Source organism: Pseudomonas sp. Marseille-Q5299, assembly GCF_943737035.1.
Taxonomy (GTDB): Bacteria; Pseudomonadota; Gammaproteobacteria; order Pseudomonadales; family Pseudomonadaceae; genus Aquipseudomonas; species Aquipseudomonas putida_E.
The window spans coordinates 214,024-229,641 of record NZ_CALSFR010000002.1 but is presented as its reverse complement, the minus strand read 5'-3'; the positions used below and the strand labels follow the sequence as shown (position 1 = coordinate 229,641).

At 60.7% G+C, this 15,618-nt stretch carries 14 protein-coding genes and 1 tRNA gene; 3 read left to right on the top strand and 12 right to left on the bottom strand.

Going from position 1 to position 15,618, the window contains the following annotated elements; translation table 11 throughout:
• Positions 1 to 330: 330 nt before the first annotated feature.
• Positions 331 to 1,065 carry an amidotransferase gene (locus NGJ21_RS05470; protein ID WP_251961920.1) on the top strand — a complete coding sequence of 245 codons (735 nt, stop codon included), beginning with the start codon at positions 331 to 333 and terminating at the stop codon, positions 1,063 to 1,065.
• Positions 1,066 to 1,097: 32 nt separating this feature from the next.
• On the opposite strand, the gene NGJ21_RS05465 is transcribed toward NGJ21_RS05470, so the two are convergent.
• From NGJ21_RS05465 to NGJ21_RS05455, 3 genes are all read right to left on the bottom strand, one after another.
• On the bottom strand, positions 1,098 to 2,069 hold the full coding sequence (locus NGJ21_RS05465) for a magnesium and cobalt transport protein CorA (protein ID WP_012313364.1): 972 nt from the start codon (positions 2,067 to 2,069) through the stop codon (positions 1,098 to 1,100).
• A gap of 63 nt (positions 2,070 to 2,132) precedes the next feature.
• Positions 2,133 to 2,852, bottom strand: a complete 720-nt coding sequence (locus NGJ21_RS05460) for a lysophospholipid acyltransferase family protein (protein ID WP_251961919.1) — start codon at positions 2,850 to 2,852, stop codon at positions 2,133 to 2,135.
• A 117-nt stretch (positions 2,853 to 2,969) separates the two neighbouring features.
• On the bottom strand, positions 2,970 to 3,659 hold the full coding sequence (locus tag NGJ21_RS05455) for a crotonase/enoyl-CoA hydratase family protein (protein WP_046786608.1): 690 nt from the start codon (positions 3,657 to 3,659) through the stop codon (positions 2,970 to 2,972).
• A 289-nt stretch (positions 3,660 to 3,948) separates the two neighbouring features.
• Here NGJ21_RS05455 and NGJ21_RS05450 point away from each other — a divergent pair.
• Positions 3,949 to 4,038, top strand: a tRNA-Ser gene (locus tag NGJ21_RS05450).
• A gap of 49 nt (positions 4,039 to 4,087) precedes the next feature.
• Here the strand turns inward: NGJ21_RS05450 and NGJ21_RS05445 are convergent.
• The 9 genes from NGJ21_RS05445 to NGJ21_RS05405 all read right to left on the bottom strand — a co-directional run bounded on the left by NGJ21_RS05445 (position 4,088) and on the right by NGJ21_RS05405 (position 14,498).
• Positions 4,088 to 4,993, bottom strand: coding sequence for a DUF1932 domain-containing protein (locus NGJ21_RS05445; RefSeq protein ID WP_115272884.1), 906 nt, complete (start codon positions 4,991 to 4,993; stop codon positions 4,088 to 4,090).
• Positions 4,994 to 5,069: 76 nt separating this feature from the next.
• Complete coding sequence (locus NGJ21_RS05440; RefSeq protein ID WP_251961918.1) at positions 5,070 to 6,296, bottom strand: OprD family porin; 1,227 nt, start codon at positions 6,294 to 6,296, stop codon at positions 5,070 to 5,072.
• 69 nt (positions 6,297 to 6,365) lie between these two features.
• Positions 6,366 to 7,682 carry a dicarboxylate/amino acid:cation symporter gene (locus NGJ21_RS05435; RefSeq protein ID WP_012313369.1) on the bottom strand — a complete coding sequence of 439 codons (1,317 nt, stop codon included), beginning with the start codon at positions 7,680 to 7,682 and terminating at the stop codon, positions 6,366 to 6,368.
• Positions 7,683 to 7,734: 52 nt separating this feature from the next.
• Positions 7,735 to 8,598, bottom strand: coding sequence for an amidohydrolase family protein (locus NGJ21_RS05430; protein WP_119688490.1), 864 nt, complete (start codon positions 8,596 to 8,598; stop codon positions 7,735 to 7,737).
• 81 nt (positions 8,599 to 8,679) lie between these two features.
• The gene (locus NGJ21_RS05425; RefSeq protein WP_119689129.1) at positions 8,680 to 9,588 is read right to left on the bottom strand and encodes a LysR family transcriptional regulator; all 909 of its coding nucleotides are present in this window, start codon (positions 9,586 to 9,588) and stop codon (positions 8,680 to 8,682) included.
• A gap of 149 nt (positions 9,589 to 9,737) precedes the next feature.
• Positions 9,738 to 11,876: a TonB-dependent siderophore receptor gene (locus NGJ21_RS05420; RefSeq protein ID WP_251961917.1), complete on the bottom strand. Its 2,139-nt coding sequence runs from the start codon at positions 11,874 to 11,876 to the stop codon at positions 9,738 to 9,740.
• Between the two features lie 122 nt (positions 11,877 to 11,998).
• Positions 11,999 to 12,379, bottom strand: coding sequence for a hypothetical protein (locus NGJ21_RS05415; RefSeq protein WP_046786606.1), 381 nt, complete (start codon positions 12,377 to 12,379; stop codon positions 11,999 to 12,001).
• A gap of 95 nt (positions 12,380 to 12,474) precedes the next feature.
• Positions 12,475 to 13,668 (bottom strand): MFS transporter, encoded by a 1,194-nt coding sequence (locus tag NGJ21_RS05410; RefSeq protein ID WP_046786605.1) that lies wholly within the window; start codon positions 13,666 to 13,668, stop codon positions 12,475 to 12,477.
• An 80-nt stretch (positions 13,669 to 13,748) separates the two neighbouring features.
• Positions 13,749 to 14,498 carry a 3-oxoacyl-ACP reductase family protein gene (locus NGJ21_RS05405; RefSeq protein WP_119688492.1) on the bottom strand — a complete coding sequence of 250 codons (750 nt, stop codon included), beginning with the start codon at positions 14,496 to 14,498 and terminating at the stop codon, positions 13,749 to 13,751.
• A 117-nt stretch (positions 14,499 to 14,615) separates the two neighbouring features.
• Between NGJ21_RS05405 and NGJ21_RS05400 the strand changes: the two genes are divergently transcribed.
• Complete coding sequence (locus NGJ21_RS05400) at positions 14,616 to 15,551, top strand: LysR family transcriptional regulator (RefSeq protein WP_115275582.1); 936 nt, start codon at positions 14,616 to 14,618, stop codon at positions 15,549 to 15,551.
• The last annotated feature ends 67 nt before the right edge of the window (positions 15,552 to 15,618 follow it).

The window sequence follows — 15,618 nt, the reverse complement described above, 5'->3', positions numbered from 1 at the left end:
CCGTTGGCTTCCCTGTCGCACTTCGGGTCGATCACCGCAGCGTGCCTGCACGCCTTACCACTTACCTCTTTGTATCGATATACAACCAACAGTAGGGTGAACGTCATCCATGTTTAAGAACCCTTTGTTCTATTAAAGCTGATAATCGGTGGCTTGATGATATGAGGCAAAAAGCCAGCCATCTGGCACGCTCTGGCTAGACAGTGGCGCCACCCCCTGCGTGTACCCGACAAAATGTGACCGTTCGTCAGTGCAGCCTACTTGCTTGTACGTGCCTTTCACGGCAGTCTCTACAGCTGATTCCCACTCATGTCGTTCAGGACTATCCCTATGTCGTTACGCATCTGCATCCTTGAGACCGATGTCCTGCGACCGGAGTTGACCGCGCAGTATCAGGGCTACGGCAGGATGTTCGAGCAGCTCTTCTCGCGGCAGCCGATCGCAGCCGAGTTTCGTGTGTACAACGTGATGAACGGCGACTACCCCGCCGACGATGAACGTTTCGATGCCTACCTTGTGACAGGCAGCAAGGCGGACTCGTTCGGTGCCGATCCATGGATCCAGACCCTCAAGGCGTATTTGCTCAAGCTATACCAGCGCGGCGAAAAGCTGCTGGGTGTGTGCTTCGGCCATCAGTTGCTGGCGTTGACGCTGGGTGGCAAGGCCGAGCGGGCCGACAAGGGGTGGGGCGTGGGTATCCATCGCTACTCGCTGGCGGCGCATGCGCCGTGGATGGACCCTGAGGTTTCCGAGCTGACCCTGCTGATCAGCCACCAGGACCAGGTGACCGAGCTGCCTGAAGGCGCCACGGTGATCGCGTCGAGTGATTTCTGCCCGAATGCGGCGTATCACATTCGCGATCAGGTGCTGTGCTTCCAGGGGCATCCGGAGTTTGTCCACGACTATTCGCGGGCCTTGCTCGATGCGCGTCAGGAATACCTTGGGGACGAGGTTTACCACAAGGCGGTGGCGAGCCTTGCCACTGAACACCAGGGCGACCTGGTCGGCGAGTGGATGATGCGCTTCATCCAGCAGCCAGCCAAAGCCAGCGACAGCGCTGCCTGAACCACAGGGGCTGCAAAAGCAGCCCCGACACGCTAAAGCCAGCCGGAGCGCTTGAAACTGGCGAACAGGCCGGTGCATCCCAGCCCGATCACCGCCAGTACCCCGAAATATCCGTAATGCCAGCCAAGCTCCGGCATGTTCTGGAAGTTCATCCCGTAGATCCCGGCAATCGCCGTGGGGAAAGCCAGAATCGCCGCCCACGCTGCGAACTTGCGCTGCACGATGCTTTGCCGCCGTGACTCCAGCAGCATGCCAATCTCGATGGTCTGGCTGGCGATGTCGCGGATCCCGACCAAATCTTCCATTTGCCGCGTCACGTGGATCTGCACGTCGCGAAAGTAGGGGCGCATGTTCTTGTCGATGAAGGGGAAACTCAGGCGCTGCAGCTCCTCGCTTATCTCCACCATCGGTGCCACATAGCGGCGCAGGCGCAAGATGTCACGGCGCAGGCTGTGCAGGCGGCGAATGTCGTCTTCGAGCAACGAGCCGGTGAGCACGCTCTGCTCCAGCTCTTCGATCTCGCCATGGATGGCTTCGCTGACCGGTTGGTAGTTTTCGGTAACGAAGTCCAGCAGTGCGTAAAGCACGAAATCTTCGCCGTGCTCCAACAGCAAAGGGCGCGCCTCGCAGCGTTGGCGCACCAGGGCATAGGATTTGGAGTGGCCATTGCGGCAGGTAATGATGTAGCCGTTGCCGGCGAAGATGTGGGTTTCGATGAACTCCAGCTTGCCCTCATGGCGCACGGGTGAATAGGTGACGATGAACAGCGCGTCGCCGAAGGTTTCGAGCTTGGGCCGGCTGTGTTTCTCCAGTGCGTCTTCAATGGCCAGTTCGTGCAGGTTGAACTGGCACTGCAGGTTGGCCAGTTCTTCGGCATTGGGCTCTTCCAGGCCGATCCAGACGAAATGCCCGGGCTTGCGCGCCCACTCGCTGCCCTCGTCGATGCTGATGTTGGTGACTTTTCTGCCGGCGCTGTACACCGCCGATGCCACGACTCGACCCATGGTTATCCACTTGTCCGGTTGCACACGGGTTACAGCTTGGGCTGTATGGGCCTTGAGGGCAACCTAGCGTTTGGCCAACTCGCCTTCCATGTGGTCGATGCACTGCTGCATCTGCCTGCGGCACTGCTCGATCAACGTTGGAATGTCTTGCTGGGTCAACCCTTCAGTGTTGATCGGCGGCAGTGAGCGCACGATCACTGTGCGGCGTCGCCAGCTGTTCAGGCCCAGGCGCCGCGCATAGCGGCTTACGCACACCGGCACGATTGGCACGCCCGCTTCGAGGGCCATGTGGAAGGCGCCTTTCTTGAACGCCAGCAATTGGTCTTCGGGGTTGCGCGTGCCTTCCGGGAAAATCCAGATCGAGGTGTCGTCACGCAGGATGCGCGTGGTCACCTGCATGGCCTTGCGGGCCTGGTAAGCGTTCTTGCGGTCCACCAGTACGTTGCCGCCCAGCCAGAACAACTGCCCGAACAGCGGTATCCAGCCGAGGCTTTTCTTGCCGATGGCGACCGTGCGCCGGGGCACCACGTGGCCGAGGATGAACAGGTCGAAGTTGGACTGGTGGTTGGCAATGATCACGCAGCCGGGTGGCTGGTCCCACAGCGGGCCGACTTCGGCCTTGACCTTGATGCGCAGCAGCCAGGTGGCCGGCAGGCTGTATAAGCGGGCGAAGATGCGGCTGTTGTCGCGGTTGAAGGGGCGCAGCAGGCCGATCAGCAGGCCTAAAACCCCGACCAGCAGGAAGTGCAGCGCCAGCAGGAGCATGCGAAGGCAGTAAAGCATGGTACGACTCACACCAGACAGTCGCGGTGCAGTGTACGGCTGTGCACTGGGTTGGGCAAACCTTGGGTTCGCCGTAATGGCCCTCCGGGCGGCGTACCGGCCAGAGGGCCTGCAGGGTCAACCGATCGGGTTCTGGTCCAGCGCGATTGCCTCATCCAGGGCATCGAGCAGGCCCTTGCGCACCTTCAGCTTGGTGTTCTTGTGCGCCAGCATGTTCAGCTTCTTCAATTCACGCGCAGCGGCCAGCGCGGTGTCGAGCAACTGCTCGGCCGGCACCACCTTGTCGAGGAAGCCCGCTTGCATCGCGCCATGTGGGTCGAAGATTTCGGCATTGTTCACCGAGCGCTGGAATGCTGCGCGGCTCAGGCGGTCGCGGGCCAGCTCGATGCCGGCGTGGTGCATGGTCATGCCGATCTGCACTTCGTTCAGGCAGATCTTGTAAGGCCCCTCGACGCCGATGCGGTAGTCGGCGGACAACAACAGGAAGGCGCCCTTGGCCACGGCGTTGCCGGGGCAGGCGACAATCACCGGGAACGGGTGAGAGAGCAGGCGCCGGGCCAGGGTGGAGCCGGCGGTGACCAGGCTGATGGCTTCCTTGGGGCCTGCGGTCATCACTTTAAGGTCATAGCCGCCGGACAGGATGCCCGGCTGGCCGGTGATGATGACCACGGCGCGGTCTTCCTTGGCGCGGTCCAGGGCGGCGTTGAAGGCAGTGATGACATCCGGCGAGATGGCGTTGACCTTGCCGTTGTTCAGGGTCAGGGTGGCGATGCCGTCTTCGGCGTGGTAGGTAATCAGCTCGCTCATGACAGAGTCCTTTAGGTGGCGTGGCGATGACGTTACCCAGCGCCGCGGGCCAGGTAAAGCAGCAAGGCTGACCAGCCAGTCAGCGACTGGCCCTCATGCCTTGCGCAATCAGGGCAGGGCGGCCGGGTGCGGTAAAAGCGCTGGCGAGATTGGCGGCTTTGCCTTGGCAGCCTCGGCTTTTCGGTGGTTTGGCTTAAATGCATGAAAAAACTGAAAAAATGCTTGCCAAAGAAAAGGTCTTCTACTAAATTAGCGCGCCTCGACAGGCTGAATGGCTTGAAGAGAAAACGGTGAAGTGTCCGAGTGGTCGAAGGAGCACGCCTGGAAAGTGTGTATACGAGAAATCGTATCAAGGGTTCAAATCCCTTCTTCACCGCCACATTCTACGAAGAGCCCCCAAGCTGAAAGGTTTGGGGGCTTTTTGTTTTTTACGGGCGCTTGGTGGGCGTGGCCTGTAATTGATCGACTACCTGAGCCCAGTCAAAAGGCAGAAGGTCGGCATATACAAGCCCTGCGTTACGGATTGCTTGTGCAAACGCGCGCTGTGTTGCGGCAGTCGCCAAGCTCATATGCGCATCCACGCCAACGTCAGATACCGTTCGCGCTACTTCCTCCATCTCTTCTGCGCGTCTGAAGCCATGTTCGGCGACCCGGCTGATGAGATAGTGCGCAAGTGTTCCGTCCCAGCCTGAGCCAGGAAAGCTTTCATGCAGTGAAGCGAGTACGAAATCCTCGGCGCCATATTGCCGCGCAGTGGCCATGCATTCTGTTGTCAACGCTTCAAGCCCTTTGATCATTATGCTGCGGCACATCTTGATGGAAGACGCCACACCAATGGTGTTTGCTACGGTTTGAACCTTCAAGCCGAGCCCCTTTAGCGCAGTTTCGAGTTCAAGTGCCCGAGGGCCGCCCAGTAGCATGGGGGTTTTCAAGCGCTGTGGCGGCAGCGGTGCCATGACTGCCGCATCGACATAGTCCACACCATGGTGCGTTGCGGCTTGGTGCGCTGCTTTTTTTGTTGCTGGCGCCACAGAATTCAGATCCATGAAAACTTGCCCGGACCTGAGCTGTGGCATGAGGTGCAGGGCGACCTCAAGGGCGGCACCGGCGGTCACTGCAGACATGACCAGGTCGGCGCCGTCACTGGCATCGATAGCCGAAGCACAAAGCCTGACGCCACACGCCTGTGCCTTGGTCAACAGGGCGCCGCGACACGCTTCATCTTGCTGAAGCTTGTCGTATACCTGCACATGGACACCCTGGCGGGCGATATCTTGGGCGAGTATCGCACCGGCCTCGCCAAAACCAATCAACCCCAGCGTTTTGATGTACATCACGGGCTCCTCGTAATCGGTTGCCTGAAAAACGGCAACGTTCTGTTCGCAACGTTTCAGGAGAGAAAGGGGCTGTTTACTTGAATGCAAGCGAGTAGTTGAGGATCAAGCGGTTCTCGTCGATGCCACGGTTGATATCGCTTCGGTAAAGGGCGTTACGCCAGCGAATCGAAAAGCCTTTGAAGTGTGGAATCTCGTAGGTCACATCCACGTCCCGCTCCCACTCGCCGCCGCCGCCTCGCTTGTCCAGATGTGCCCCCTGGATGTAGCTGGTATAAAAGCTCAGCCCGTGCACACCCAGGTGACTGAAGTCATAGCCGTAGCGCAACTGCCAACTGCGCTCACCTGCTTCTGCGAAGTCGTGGTATTGAACGTAGTTGGGCAAATACGGGTTATTGATGTAGGGGAAGCCAGTGTCACCTTCCATATGCTGATAGGTGGCAAGCATGCTGTGGCCATTGTCGAGTGTGTAACTGACCAGGGCGGTGTAAGCCTCGTTGTCAACACGACCGGCCTTGGCATTGCCTGCTTCATGGCTGAAGAAAGCCCGCAGGTCCAACTCGAGCCACCCACGGCCAAGCTTTCGGCGCTGGGTCGCGCCGAGAAAGTGCTGCGCGTAAACGTCCTCGAGGCCACCGTGGTAGTAACTGAACGTCAGTGTTGGGTCGGGTTTGTAGCTCGCGCCAGCGTACCGGAAGTGATCACCCACGCCGGCGGTTGAGTAACGGCCGTTTTTTGCCGCCAGCATGATGTGTTGTTGGTCGGTGGAGTCGGGGCTGGTTGTGCGGTTGAATTGGGCCAGGTTGACGGTCAGCCCGTCAATTTCGCTGGAACTGATCTGCGTCCCTTGGAAGGACTGCGGGAAAAGCCGGCTACCATTGAATTGCAAAACCGGTACCTTGGGGAGCGCGATGCCGTAGCGCAGTTCAGTCCTCGATACTTTGACTTTCGCTGCTAAACCGCCCTTGGAGTACTCTTCAACCGCCTCTCCCGATGCAGTAGTTGGCAGAAGCCCGCTTCCCGTCCGATCTGCACTGGAGTCGAGACGGACGCCGAGATAGCCCAATGCATCCAGGCCAACGCCGATATCTCCTTGGGTAAATCCAGATTCATAGTTGAGCAGAAATCCCTGAGCCCATTCTTCCCGCTTTGATACACCCGTACCGTCGCGAAAGTCTGCGTTGTAATAGAAATTGCGGATATCCAGGCGTACCTTGCTGTCTTCGATAAAGCTGGCGGCCAGCAGGGGTGTGACACACGTCATCCCCGCCAGCGTTACGGCGTAGCGCAGTTTGGAATTCATTATTGTTTTCTCCAGGGCGCAGCAATCCACGGCCCTGTCGGCAGGGCCGTGGAGGTCAAGCAGTGGGGATCAGTGTTTGGTGGGGTGCAGTTGCTGGTTCAGCTTGCCGCGATCCAGTTCTTTTTCCCAGGCGGATACCACCAGTGCTGCGACACCATTCCCGACGAGGTTGGTCATCGCCAAGCCAGTGCCCATAAAGCGGTGGATGCCCAGGATCAGCACCATTCCCGCAACGGGCACAACGGGCACGACGAGCAAGGTACTGGTCAACATCACGAACGCAGCCCCCGAAACCCCGCTGGCACCTTTTGAACTCAGCATGGCAACAATGATCAAGGTCAGTTGCTGCCCCCACGTAAGTTCAATGTCGAGCGCTTGAGCAATGAACAGAACAGCCATGGTCAAATAGATGTTGGTGCCGTCCAGGTTGAAGGAATAGCCGGTGGGTATCACCAGGCCGACGACCGATTTCGAACAACCGAGTCGTTCCATCTTCTCCATGATTTGGGGGAGCACAACTTCAGATGAGCTGGTGCCCAGTACAATCAGTAGTTCATCCTTGATATACGAGACGAACCGCAGGATGCTGAACCCGCAAAGCCTTGCAACGAAGCCCAACACCAGCACGATGAAGAATATGCAAAGCACGTAGAAGCTTGCGATCAATTTGAGCAGCGGCAGCAGCGATGCGGCGCCATATGTGCCAACGGTAAACGCGATTGCACCAAAGGCGCCGACTGCTGAAAACTTGGCGATGATATGGACAATACCGAAGAACACGCCCGAAACGCCTTCGATCATGGTGTACACCGGCTTACCTTTATCCCCCATCGCGGACAAGGCACAGCCAAAAAGTACTGAAATCAGCAGAATGCACAGGATGTTGCCATCTGCCAGCGCTGAGACGAACGTATTCGGGATGATACTCATCAGGAATTCGACGATACCCAGGTGCTGCGCTTTCTCAGCAAAACCTGTCACTGCAGAGGCATCCAGTGAATCAGGGTTTACGTGAAACCCGGCGCCTGGGTTGAACAGGTGGCCGCCGAGTAACCCTATGACCAGCGAGACGGTGGAAATTATCTCGAAGTAAAGCAGTGCCTTGCCTCCCACACGACCGACCTTTTTCAGGTCTTGCATGCCCGCGATGCCGGTCACTACGGTACAGAACACCACAGGGCCGATGATCATCTTGATAAGCTTGATGAACGCATCACCCAATGGTTTTAGTGAGGCGGCGAAATCTGGCCAGAAATGTCCGACGAGCCCACCCAAGACAATCCCCAGCAAAACCTGGAAATACATCGCTTTATAGAAGGGCTGTCGTGTGCGGGCCGCGGGCTTCAGTTGCGCGGCAGGGTGCGTCGCTTCGGTCGAAGTGTTCATATCGATTCCACTACCTGATTGTTTTTGGAGTTGGTGTGGTCGAGCGCTGAAATCAGCGTCCGTAAAGCTTCAGGGGGTTGTCGATCAGTAGCTTCTGACGTGTCGCTGGGTCCGGGCAGAAGCGGTACATCAGATCGACAAGCCCCCCGTCATTGGGCATGTCCTTGCTGATGTTTGGATGAGGCCAGTCAGTACCCCAGAGCACACGCTCCGGCGCCGTCTCGATAAGCGACATGGCGAAGGGGATAGCATCATCAAAGGGTTTGCGCCCCGCTGAGACCCTTTCGGCGCCACAGACCTTCACCCATGCCAGCGGATTGTCCATCAGCTCAAGCAACGTCCGAAACGGCGCTTGATCGAGGCCGTCCTGAGCCTTGATGCGGCCCATGTGGTCTATTACGAACGGCACCTGGATACGTGCCAAGCGATCGGCATAGGTGACGATGTCCTGAGCATCCAGGTGAAGTACCACATGCCAGCCCAAGGGTTGGATACGTTCCAGTGCCTGGTCGAAAATGGCAAGGTCGGGCGCACCGCCCAGGTGAGCGACGAAATTGAACCGTACTCCCCGAACCCCGCAGGCGTCCATCCGCGCCAACGCCTCGTCAGTCTCGCTGCCGTCGATGATTGCTACGCCTCGATAGCGCCCGGCACTGCGGCCAATTGCATCTAGCATCGCGCGGTTGTCTGAGCCGTGGCAGCTGGCCTGAACAATAACGCCGCGTTCGAAGCCAAGGTGGTCATGAAGTTCGACAAGCTGCGCGAATGCGGCGTCTGGTGGGGTGTAGCTGCGGTCTTCGGCGTAGGGGAATTGCGCCGCTGGCCCAAATACATGGCAGTGAGCATCCCACGAACCAACAGGCAGGGCCTCAACAGGCTTGGTGGGGAATAGGTCGGGTGGCAGGCAGCTTTTCATGGCACGTCTCTATTGGCTGTCGTGGGTAAGTTCTCAGCCATCTTGACGCTCAAGGAGCCATGCAACAATCGACAAGCCCCACTAGCAGTTATGTGGTTTTTGCATGGCTTGATCGCGCATTTGATGTTTGACCACGGCCAAGGTCATCGAAGCCAGGCGTGTCAATGGTCTCTGATTGGTTGTGGCGACGAACAGGTGGGTATTGATAGTGGGCTCGACGATTGGGGCCGCTTGCAAGCCTGGGGGCACATAGGAGCCACTGAGTGCCATTCGTGACAGAACGGCAAAGCCGGCGCCCGCGGCGACCAGGTCTATCAAAGAGGGAATGCCGTCTATTTCCATGTGTACGTTGAGTTCTACATGATGCCGTGCAGCTTCCGATTCGATCAGCCGCCTGAGGGAGTGCGGCTGGCTGGGTATGATCAGTGGGTAGTCACCGAGGGTGGCTAGCGGCACCTCTGGCGCGAGGCTTGCCCCGGCAGCACCAATCAACCAAAGGGGTTCGGATTGAAGGGGCTCAAAATGGAGTTGCGCGTTTTGCGCGGGGTTGTACAGCAGCGCAAAATCCAGGCGGCCCAACAGCAGCCACTCCCTCATGGAGTGGGACAAGCCTTCCTTGATGCCCAGCGAGCACCCGGGAAACGCCTTTTGAAACGCTGTGACAATACCAACGGTATGGCGCCGCGCAATACTAGGGGGGAGGCCGATCACCACCTTGCCAGTCAATGAGTCACGCTGTTCTTGCAAATCCTCGCGGGCGACTTGTACTTGACGCAAGATGCCCTGGCCATGCTCGAAAAGCCGGGTGCCAGCAGGGGTAAGGGTGACGCCTCTACCGTTGCGCAGTAACAGGTGTTGCCCAAGCTCCAGCTCCAACTGGCGCACTTGACGGCTTACGACCGACTGGGACAGGTTCAGTGTCGCCGCCGCCCTGGTGAAGCCACCAAATTCAGCGACGCGTACAAAGCACTCCAGTTGCTTGAGATCCACCCGATACGCCCCCGCATCCAAAACATTATTCTGTTGGATTCATCTTGATTTGCGAAGGGCGAATCTGTTGATCACAGCCATGGGCGGGTGAGTAATGCGTGCTCACCAAGCGGAAGATCCCGCTTTCTGACATACGCCGCCAACGGTGTCTAGAAGCTCACCGAAGCCGACACCCGTGCCGTCCGCGGCGCGCCCTGGAACAGGTAGTTGTCCCCCAGGTAATCCCCCACATCCCGCCAGTAGCGTTTGTCGAACACGTTATCCACGGTCAGGCGCAGCACCGTGTCATAGCCGCCGATGCGCGTGCGATAGCGGCTACCCACGTCAAACACGGTATAGCCGCCCACCTGCACATTCCCCGCCTGGCTCGCATACTTGCTGGCGCTGTAACGTGCCCCGCCCAGCAGGGCCAGGCCCGGCACCGGCAGGCTGTAGTCGGCGTGCAGGGCTGCGCGCAGGCGCGGCACGTTGATCGCCTGATGGTCTTCGTAGGCATCGGTACCGCTGTTCTTCACGCGCGCGCGAATCGCTGCGGCGCTGGCCTGGATTTGCAGGTTCGAGGTCACCCAGCCGCTGGCGCCCAGTTCCAGGCCGATGTTCTTCTGTTGGCCCTGCTGCACGTAGGTGAAGGTGGCGTCGCCTTCAGGGCGGGCGTATTGATAGGCCTGGCGGATCTGGAACAGCGCGGCGCTGAAACTCATGCCCTGCCAGTCGCGTTTGATGCCCAGCTCAAGCTGATGCGACAGGGTAGGGGCGAGGATTTCTGCCGCGTTGCTGGCGTACCATGGCGCGGTACCCCCTGCGGACAGGCCCTTGGAGTAGCTGGCATACACGGTGGTGTCCTGGCGCGGCTTGTAGATCAGCGCGGCATTGGGCAGCAACTGGTATTGCCGGGTATGGCGCCCGGCCAGGCCGGTTTCGTCCCAGGTCTTTTCGTCCAGGCGTACTTCGCGGGCGCCGAGCACGGCCTGCCACTGCTCGCTGAAGGTGATGCGGTCGTTGACGAACAGGCCGTACTGGCGGCTGTCCAGGCGCCGCTCGCTGGCACCGACCGGCAGGTCGGAGGGCGCTACGGCGGGTGCGCCGGTGTAGATGTTGCCGCTACCGACCAGTTGGTTGTAGTAGGGGCGCTGATCCAGCGTGCGGCGTTGTGCGCTGGCACCCACCGTCAGCTCATGGCTCACGCCGAGCACGTCGAAGTGGCCGTCGAGCATCGCTTGCGCTTCATCGGTGCGGCGGGTGTCGTCAGGGCTGCGGAAGTCGTAGATGTCGTAGTCGCCCTCTGGGCTGAAGTGCGACTGCCAGCCGCCTTCGCTGCCCCAGGCGAACGAGCTGTAGTCATCGATCACCACTTTGCTGCGCGAGGCGCTGAGGGTGCCGCTCCAGGTATCGTTGAAGCGGTACTGGAAACGCCCGCCCAGGTTCAGTGAATCGGTCTGTACCGGCTTGGCCCAGTGCTGGTAGGCCAGGCGGTCATCCGGGTCGATGCCGTGCGGTACTTCGCTGCCGCCAAGCAGTTGATAGCCCGGTACCGAGCGCTGTTCGCGGTGCTGGTACTCGGCATCGAGCTGCAAGGTGGCATCGGGGTTTATCTGCCAGTCGAACGCCAGCGAGGCAAAGTCGCGCTTGCCATCGGCATGGTCGACGTACGAGCGGATATCTTCGTGGGCGAGGTTGGCGCGCAGGCCGAACTGCCGCTCACTGCCAAACCAGCCGCCCAGGTCGGTGGCCAGGTAGCGCTCGCCTTGTTCGTTGGTCGATACCGTTACGCTGCGCACATCCTCGGCGCGCTTGGTCACGTAATTGATCAGCCCGCCAGGCGCCGACACGCCACTGTGCAGGCCCGACAGGCCCTTGAGCAGTTCGACTTGCTGCTTGTTCTCCAGCGCCACGTTCTGCTCGCCGGCGATGGTCTGGCCATTGATGCGGTAGCTGCTGGCGGCATTGAGTTCGAAGCCGCGCACGTTGAAGTTTTCGTAATAGCCGATCGGGGCGTAGCTTTCGCCGACCGAGGCATCGCTTTGCAGCACTTCGCTGAGCTTGCGTACCTGGCGGTCTTCGATCAGTTGCTGGTTGAAAACACTGACTGATGCCGGGGTATCGAGCAGGGGGGCTGCCTGAAACCCGCCTGCCGAGGCTTCGGTTACCTGATAGCCGTCGTCGCCGTAGGTGTCGGAAACCTCCACCGGGGCGAGCGTGACACTGTCTTGAGCCAAACCGTGGGGGCTGTGCAGGGCAAGGCCCAGGCTGAGCAGGCTCAGGGGCAGGCGGGGGTGTGGCAGGGGCATGCTGGGGTCCTTGAGCGGTGAGCACGCACGGGCCCATTCGCGGGTAAGCCCGCGAATGGGCCCGTGCAGTCAAAAAACGCTCATGTTATCAGGCGCGTATCACCCCGTACGCCTGAAGTTGTTCAATCCCCTGCAGGCGGGTGCCGATGCTGGCGCCAGCTGTCGTCGATCTTGGACCAGGTCTTGCCATCGGTACTGGCCATCAGCTTGCGGCCGTCCTTGAACGTCGCAAGGAAGGTGGCTTCTTCCTCCTTGCCGCCGAGCCATAGCCCGGCCAGCAAGCCCACCGGGCCGGCCACCAGGGCGCCGGCCATGCCCCAGCCCAGCGCGGTACCCAGGCTGCGATTGGATTCCAGGCTGGCCAGGCGCAGGTCGCTGATGCGGGCAAGGGAAATCCGCTCGCCAGGCGAGGGGCTGCGCGGGGTCTTGAGTGTGAGCGATCCATTGCGATACTCGCCTTCACCTTGCAAGAAATCGCCGGATTGCACCGTGAGCCTTGTCATTGAGTCGTCCTGTCAGTAAAGGGGCTTTGATCAATCCCTACTGAAGCGCTGGCGCGACGGGCAAGTCAACGAGCAGGCGACGGAGGGTTGCGGTGTCATGCCGCACAGGCCTTCACGGCGCGCTTGCGCTTATGCTCGGCCCAACCCCACACCAGCAGCGCCAGCGCCCCGATCAACAGGCCGGCCGTCACGATGCCCATCCAGCCCTGGTACTGGAACAACTGTGTGCCCAGCAAGGAGCCTAGTGCCCCTCCGATGAAATAACAGGTGATGTAACCGGCATTGAGGCGGGTACGGGCTTCGGGCCGCAAGGCGATGACCGCATTCTGGTTGCTCACATGCACCAGTTGCACGGCCAGGTCCAGCACCAGTACGCCGAGCAGCAAGGCCGGTAGCGAGCTTTCGGCGAAACCCAGCGGTACCCACGACAGCAACAGCGCAACAAGGCCCACTGTGGTGCCCAGCGAGCCTCTGCCGCGGTCAGCCAGGCGGCCGGCCCAGTTGGCCGAAAGCGCACCTGCCGCGCCGGCAAGGCCGAACAGGCCGATTACCGCATCGGAGTAGTGGTAGGGCTCACGCGCCAGCAGAAACGCAAGCGGCGTCCAGAACAGCCCGAACAGGCTGAACGCCAGCAACCCCAGCAGCGAGCGCAGGCGCAGCACTGGCTCCTCGATGAACAGGCGGAATACAGAGCCGATCAGTGCCGGGTATTTCAGCCCGGCATGGCTGTGGTGTTGTGGCAGGCTGCGGTACAGGGCAAAGGCGGTGACAGCCATCAGCACCGCGGCCAACACATAGATGCTGCGCCAGCCACCCAGCTCGGCCATGAAGCCGGCAGCGGTGCGCGCCAGCAGTATGCCCAGCAGCAAGCCGCTCATCAGCGTACCCACCGCGCGCCCGCGCTGATGCGGCTCGCTCAGGGTGGCGGCCATGGGCACGAGGATCTGCGCCACCACCGAGAACAGCCCGGTGAGCGCGGTCCCCAGGATCAGCCAGGGCAGGCTGGGGGCGCAGGCGCTGATCACCAGGCCCAAGGTGGAAATGACCGACATGATCACGATCAGGCGGCGCTGCTCGAACAGGTCGCCCAAAGGCGCCAGCAGCAGAAGGCCCGCGCCGTAGCTGAGTTGCGCGGCGATGACGATGCTGCCGGCGCTGGCGGTGCTCAGGCCGAACTGTTCGGCGATGCTGTGCAGCAGTGGCTGCGCGTAGTAGTTGCTGGCCACGGCCAGGCCGGTGGCGGTGGCCATCAGCAGGATCAGGGCGCGGCTCAAGGTTGGGGTGTTCATCAATATCTCGGTGCGGGCAAGGTCAGTGGCGTTCAGTATCTGGGCGGCTCAGGCTGGACGCCAGCGTGCAAACATTTCGATCAGGCTGCAAAGCCGCCGTCGGCGGTAAGGCTCGCTCCGGTGATGTAACCCGCCTCCGGCCCCGCCAGGTACGCCACGAAGCTGGCAATTTCATCTACCTGCCCATAGCGCCCGATTGCCATCAAGGGGATCAGGCTTTCGGCAAACTCACCGCTGGCCGGGTTCATGTCGGTATCCACCGGCCCTGGCTGCACGTTGTTCACGGTGATGCCCTGTGGCCCCAAATCGCGTGCCATGCCTTTGGTAAGGCCGACCAATGCCGACTTGCTCATGGCATACGGTGCGCCGCCAGCAAACGGCATGCGCTCGGCATTGGTGCTGCCGATGTTGATGATGCGCCCGCCCTGGCCCATGTAGCGGGCGGCGGCCTGGCTGGCGACGAACACGCTGCGCACGTTGATGGCCAAGGTGCGGTCGAAGTCTGCCAGGTCGAATTCGGTTAGCGGCGCCACGGCCAGTACGCCTGCATTGTTGACCAGGATATCGAGGCGGCCGAAGGCTTTTACGGTGTCGTCCACTGCCAGTTGCACCGCGGCGGCGTCGGCGCTGTCTGCGCGCAGGGCCAATGCCTGGCCGCCGGCGGCTATGACCTGTGCCACCAGGTCGTTGGCCGGGCCTTCGGAGTTTGCGTAGGTGAAGGCAACCTGGGCGCCATCACGGGCCAGGCGGCGGACGATGGCGGCACCGATGCCGCGTGAACCGCCCTGGACCAGGGCCACTTTGCCTTCGAGGGTAAGTTGCTGGGACATGCTGATCTCCTGCTGCAAGCAAGGCCGAATGCCTTGGATGGGCGTAGTATCGACCGATGATTACCTGCTGATAAGATGGCAATCACTATTGGCAGAGTAAACCTTTGGTTGGTAATCATGGCCATGGAGTCGTTCAACGCCCTTGAATGTTTTATCCGCAGCGCCGAAGTGGGCAGCTTCGCCGAAGCGGCCCGCCGTTTGAGCATTACCCCTGCGGCGGTGGGCAAGCATGTCGCCCAGCTTGAAGCGCGCCTGGGTGTGCGGCTGTTCCAGCGTAGTACCCGCAAGCTGACCTTGACCGAAGCCGGGCAGCGTTTTTTAGGCGAAGTCAGTGACAGCTTTCGTACCATCCAGTACGCCGTGGCCAACCTGGCCAGCGCCGAAGGCCAGCCGGCCGGGCTGTTGCGGGTGAGCATGGGGACGGTATTCGGCAGGCTGTACGTATTGCCGCTGCTGGGTGAATTCTTGCGGCGCTACCCGGCGATCACCCCGGACTGGCATTTCGACAACCGTCAGGTAGACCTGATCGGCCAAGGTTTCGATGCGGCGATTGGCGGCGGGTTCGAGCTACCGCTGGGGGTGGTGGCGCGCCGGCTGACCCCTGCGCATCGGGTGTTGGTGGCAGCCCCTGGGTACTTGAGCCAGCACCCGGTCATTGAAGACCCGCAGGTGCTGGGCCACCATGCCGGCATCTTGATTCGCTCACCGCAGACCGGCCGTGTGCGGTCGTGGCCGTTGACCAGCCGTTGGCAGGCGCAGCAGCCACTGCTATTGCGCCAGGCGATGACCATGAGCGACTCTGATGCAGCGTGCGCCGTAGCCCAGCAGGGGTTGGGTATTGCATTGGTCAGCCTGCCGTTTGCCGTGCCTTACCTGCAGGCGGGCCAACTGCAAAGGGTGTTGCCGGACTGGTATGTGGATGATGGGCATATCAGCTTGTATTACGCCGAGCACAAGCTTCTGCCGGGCAAGACCCGGGCGTTCATCGAGTTCGTGCAGGAGCAGTTCGCTCATGGCGGGTTGGCGCGCAAATTCGATGCGCTTGCCGGTTAGTCGGTCGCTGGCAGGGCCGGCCTCATCGCCGGCAAGCCGGCTCCCACAGGGAACGCGGAGTTCTTGA

Bases quoted from the DNA above. Each gene is read 5' to 3' on its own strand.
- NGJ21_RS05470 (WP_251961920.1), top strand. From the start codon at position 331: ATGTCGTTACGCATCTGCATCCTTGAGACCGATGTCCTGCGACCGGAG.
- NGJ21_RS05465 (WP_012313364.1), bottom strand. From the start codon at position 2,069: ATGGGTCGAGTCGTGGCATCGGCGGTGTACAGCGCCGGCAGAAAAGTC.
- NGJ21_RS05460 (WP_251961919.1), bottom strand. From the start codon at position 2,852: ATGCTTTACTGCCTTCGCATGCTCCTGCTGGCGCTGCACTTCCTGCTG.
- NGJ21_RS05455 (WP_046786608.1), bottom strand. From the start codon at position 3,659: ATGAGCGAGCTGATTACCTACCACGCCGAAGACGGCATCGCCACCCTG.
- NGJ21_RS05445 (WP_115272884.1), bottom strand. From the start codon at position 4,993: ATGTACATCAAAACGCTGGGGTTGATTGGTTTTGGCGAGGCCGGTGCG.
- NGJ21_RS05440 (WP_251961918.1), bottom strand. From the start codon at position 6,296: ATGAATTCCAAACTGCGCTACGCCGTAACGCTGGCGGGGATGACGTGT.
- NGJ21_RS05435 (WP_012313369.1), bottom strand. From the start codon at position 7,682: ATGAACACTTCGACCGAAGCGACGCACCCTGCCGCGCAACTGAAGCCC.
- NGJ21_RS05430 (WP_119688490.1), bottom strand. From the start codon at position 8,598: ATGAAAAGCTGCCTGCCACCCGACCTATTCCCCACCAAGCCTGTTGAG.
- NGJ21_RS05420 (WP_251961917.1), bottom strand. From the start codon at position 11,876: ATGCCCCTGCCACACCCCCGCCTGCCCCTGAGCCTGCTCAGCCTGGGC.
- NGJ21_RS05415 (WP_046786606.1), bottom strand. From the start codon at position 12,379: ATGACAAGGCTCACGGTGCAATCCGGCGATTTCTTGCAAGGTGAAGGC.
- NGJ21_RS05410 (WP_046786605.1), bottom strand. From the start codon at position 13,668: ATGAACACCCCAACCTTGAGCCGCGCCCTGATCCTGCTGATGGCCACC.
- NGJ21_RS05405 (WP_119688492.1), bottom strand. From the start codon at position 14,498: ATGTCCCAGCAACTTACCCTCGAAGGCAAAGTGGCCCTGGTCCAGGGC.
- NGJ21_RS05400 (WP_115275582.1), top strand. From the start codon at position 14,616: ATGGCCATGGAGTCGTTCAACGCCCTTGAATGTTTTATCCGCAGCGCC.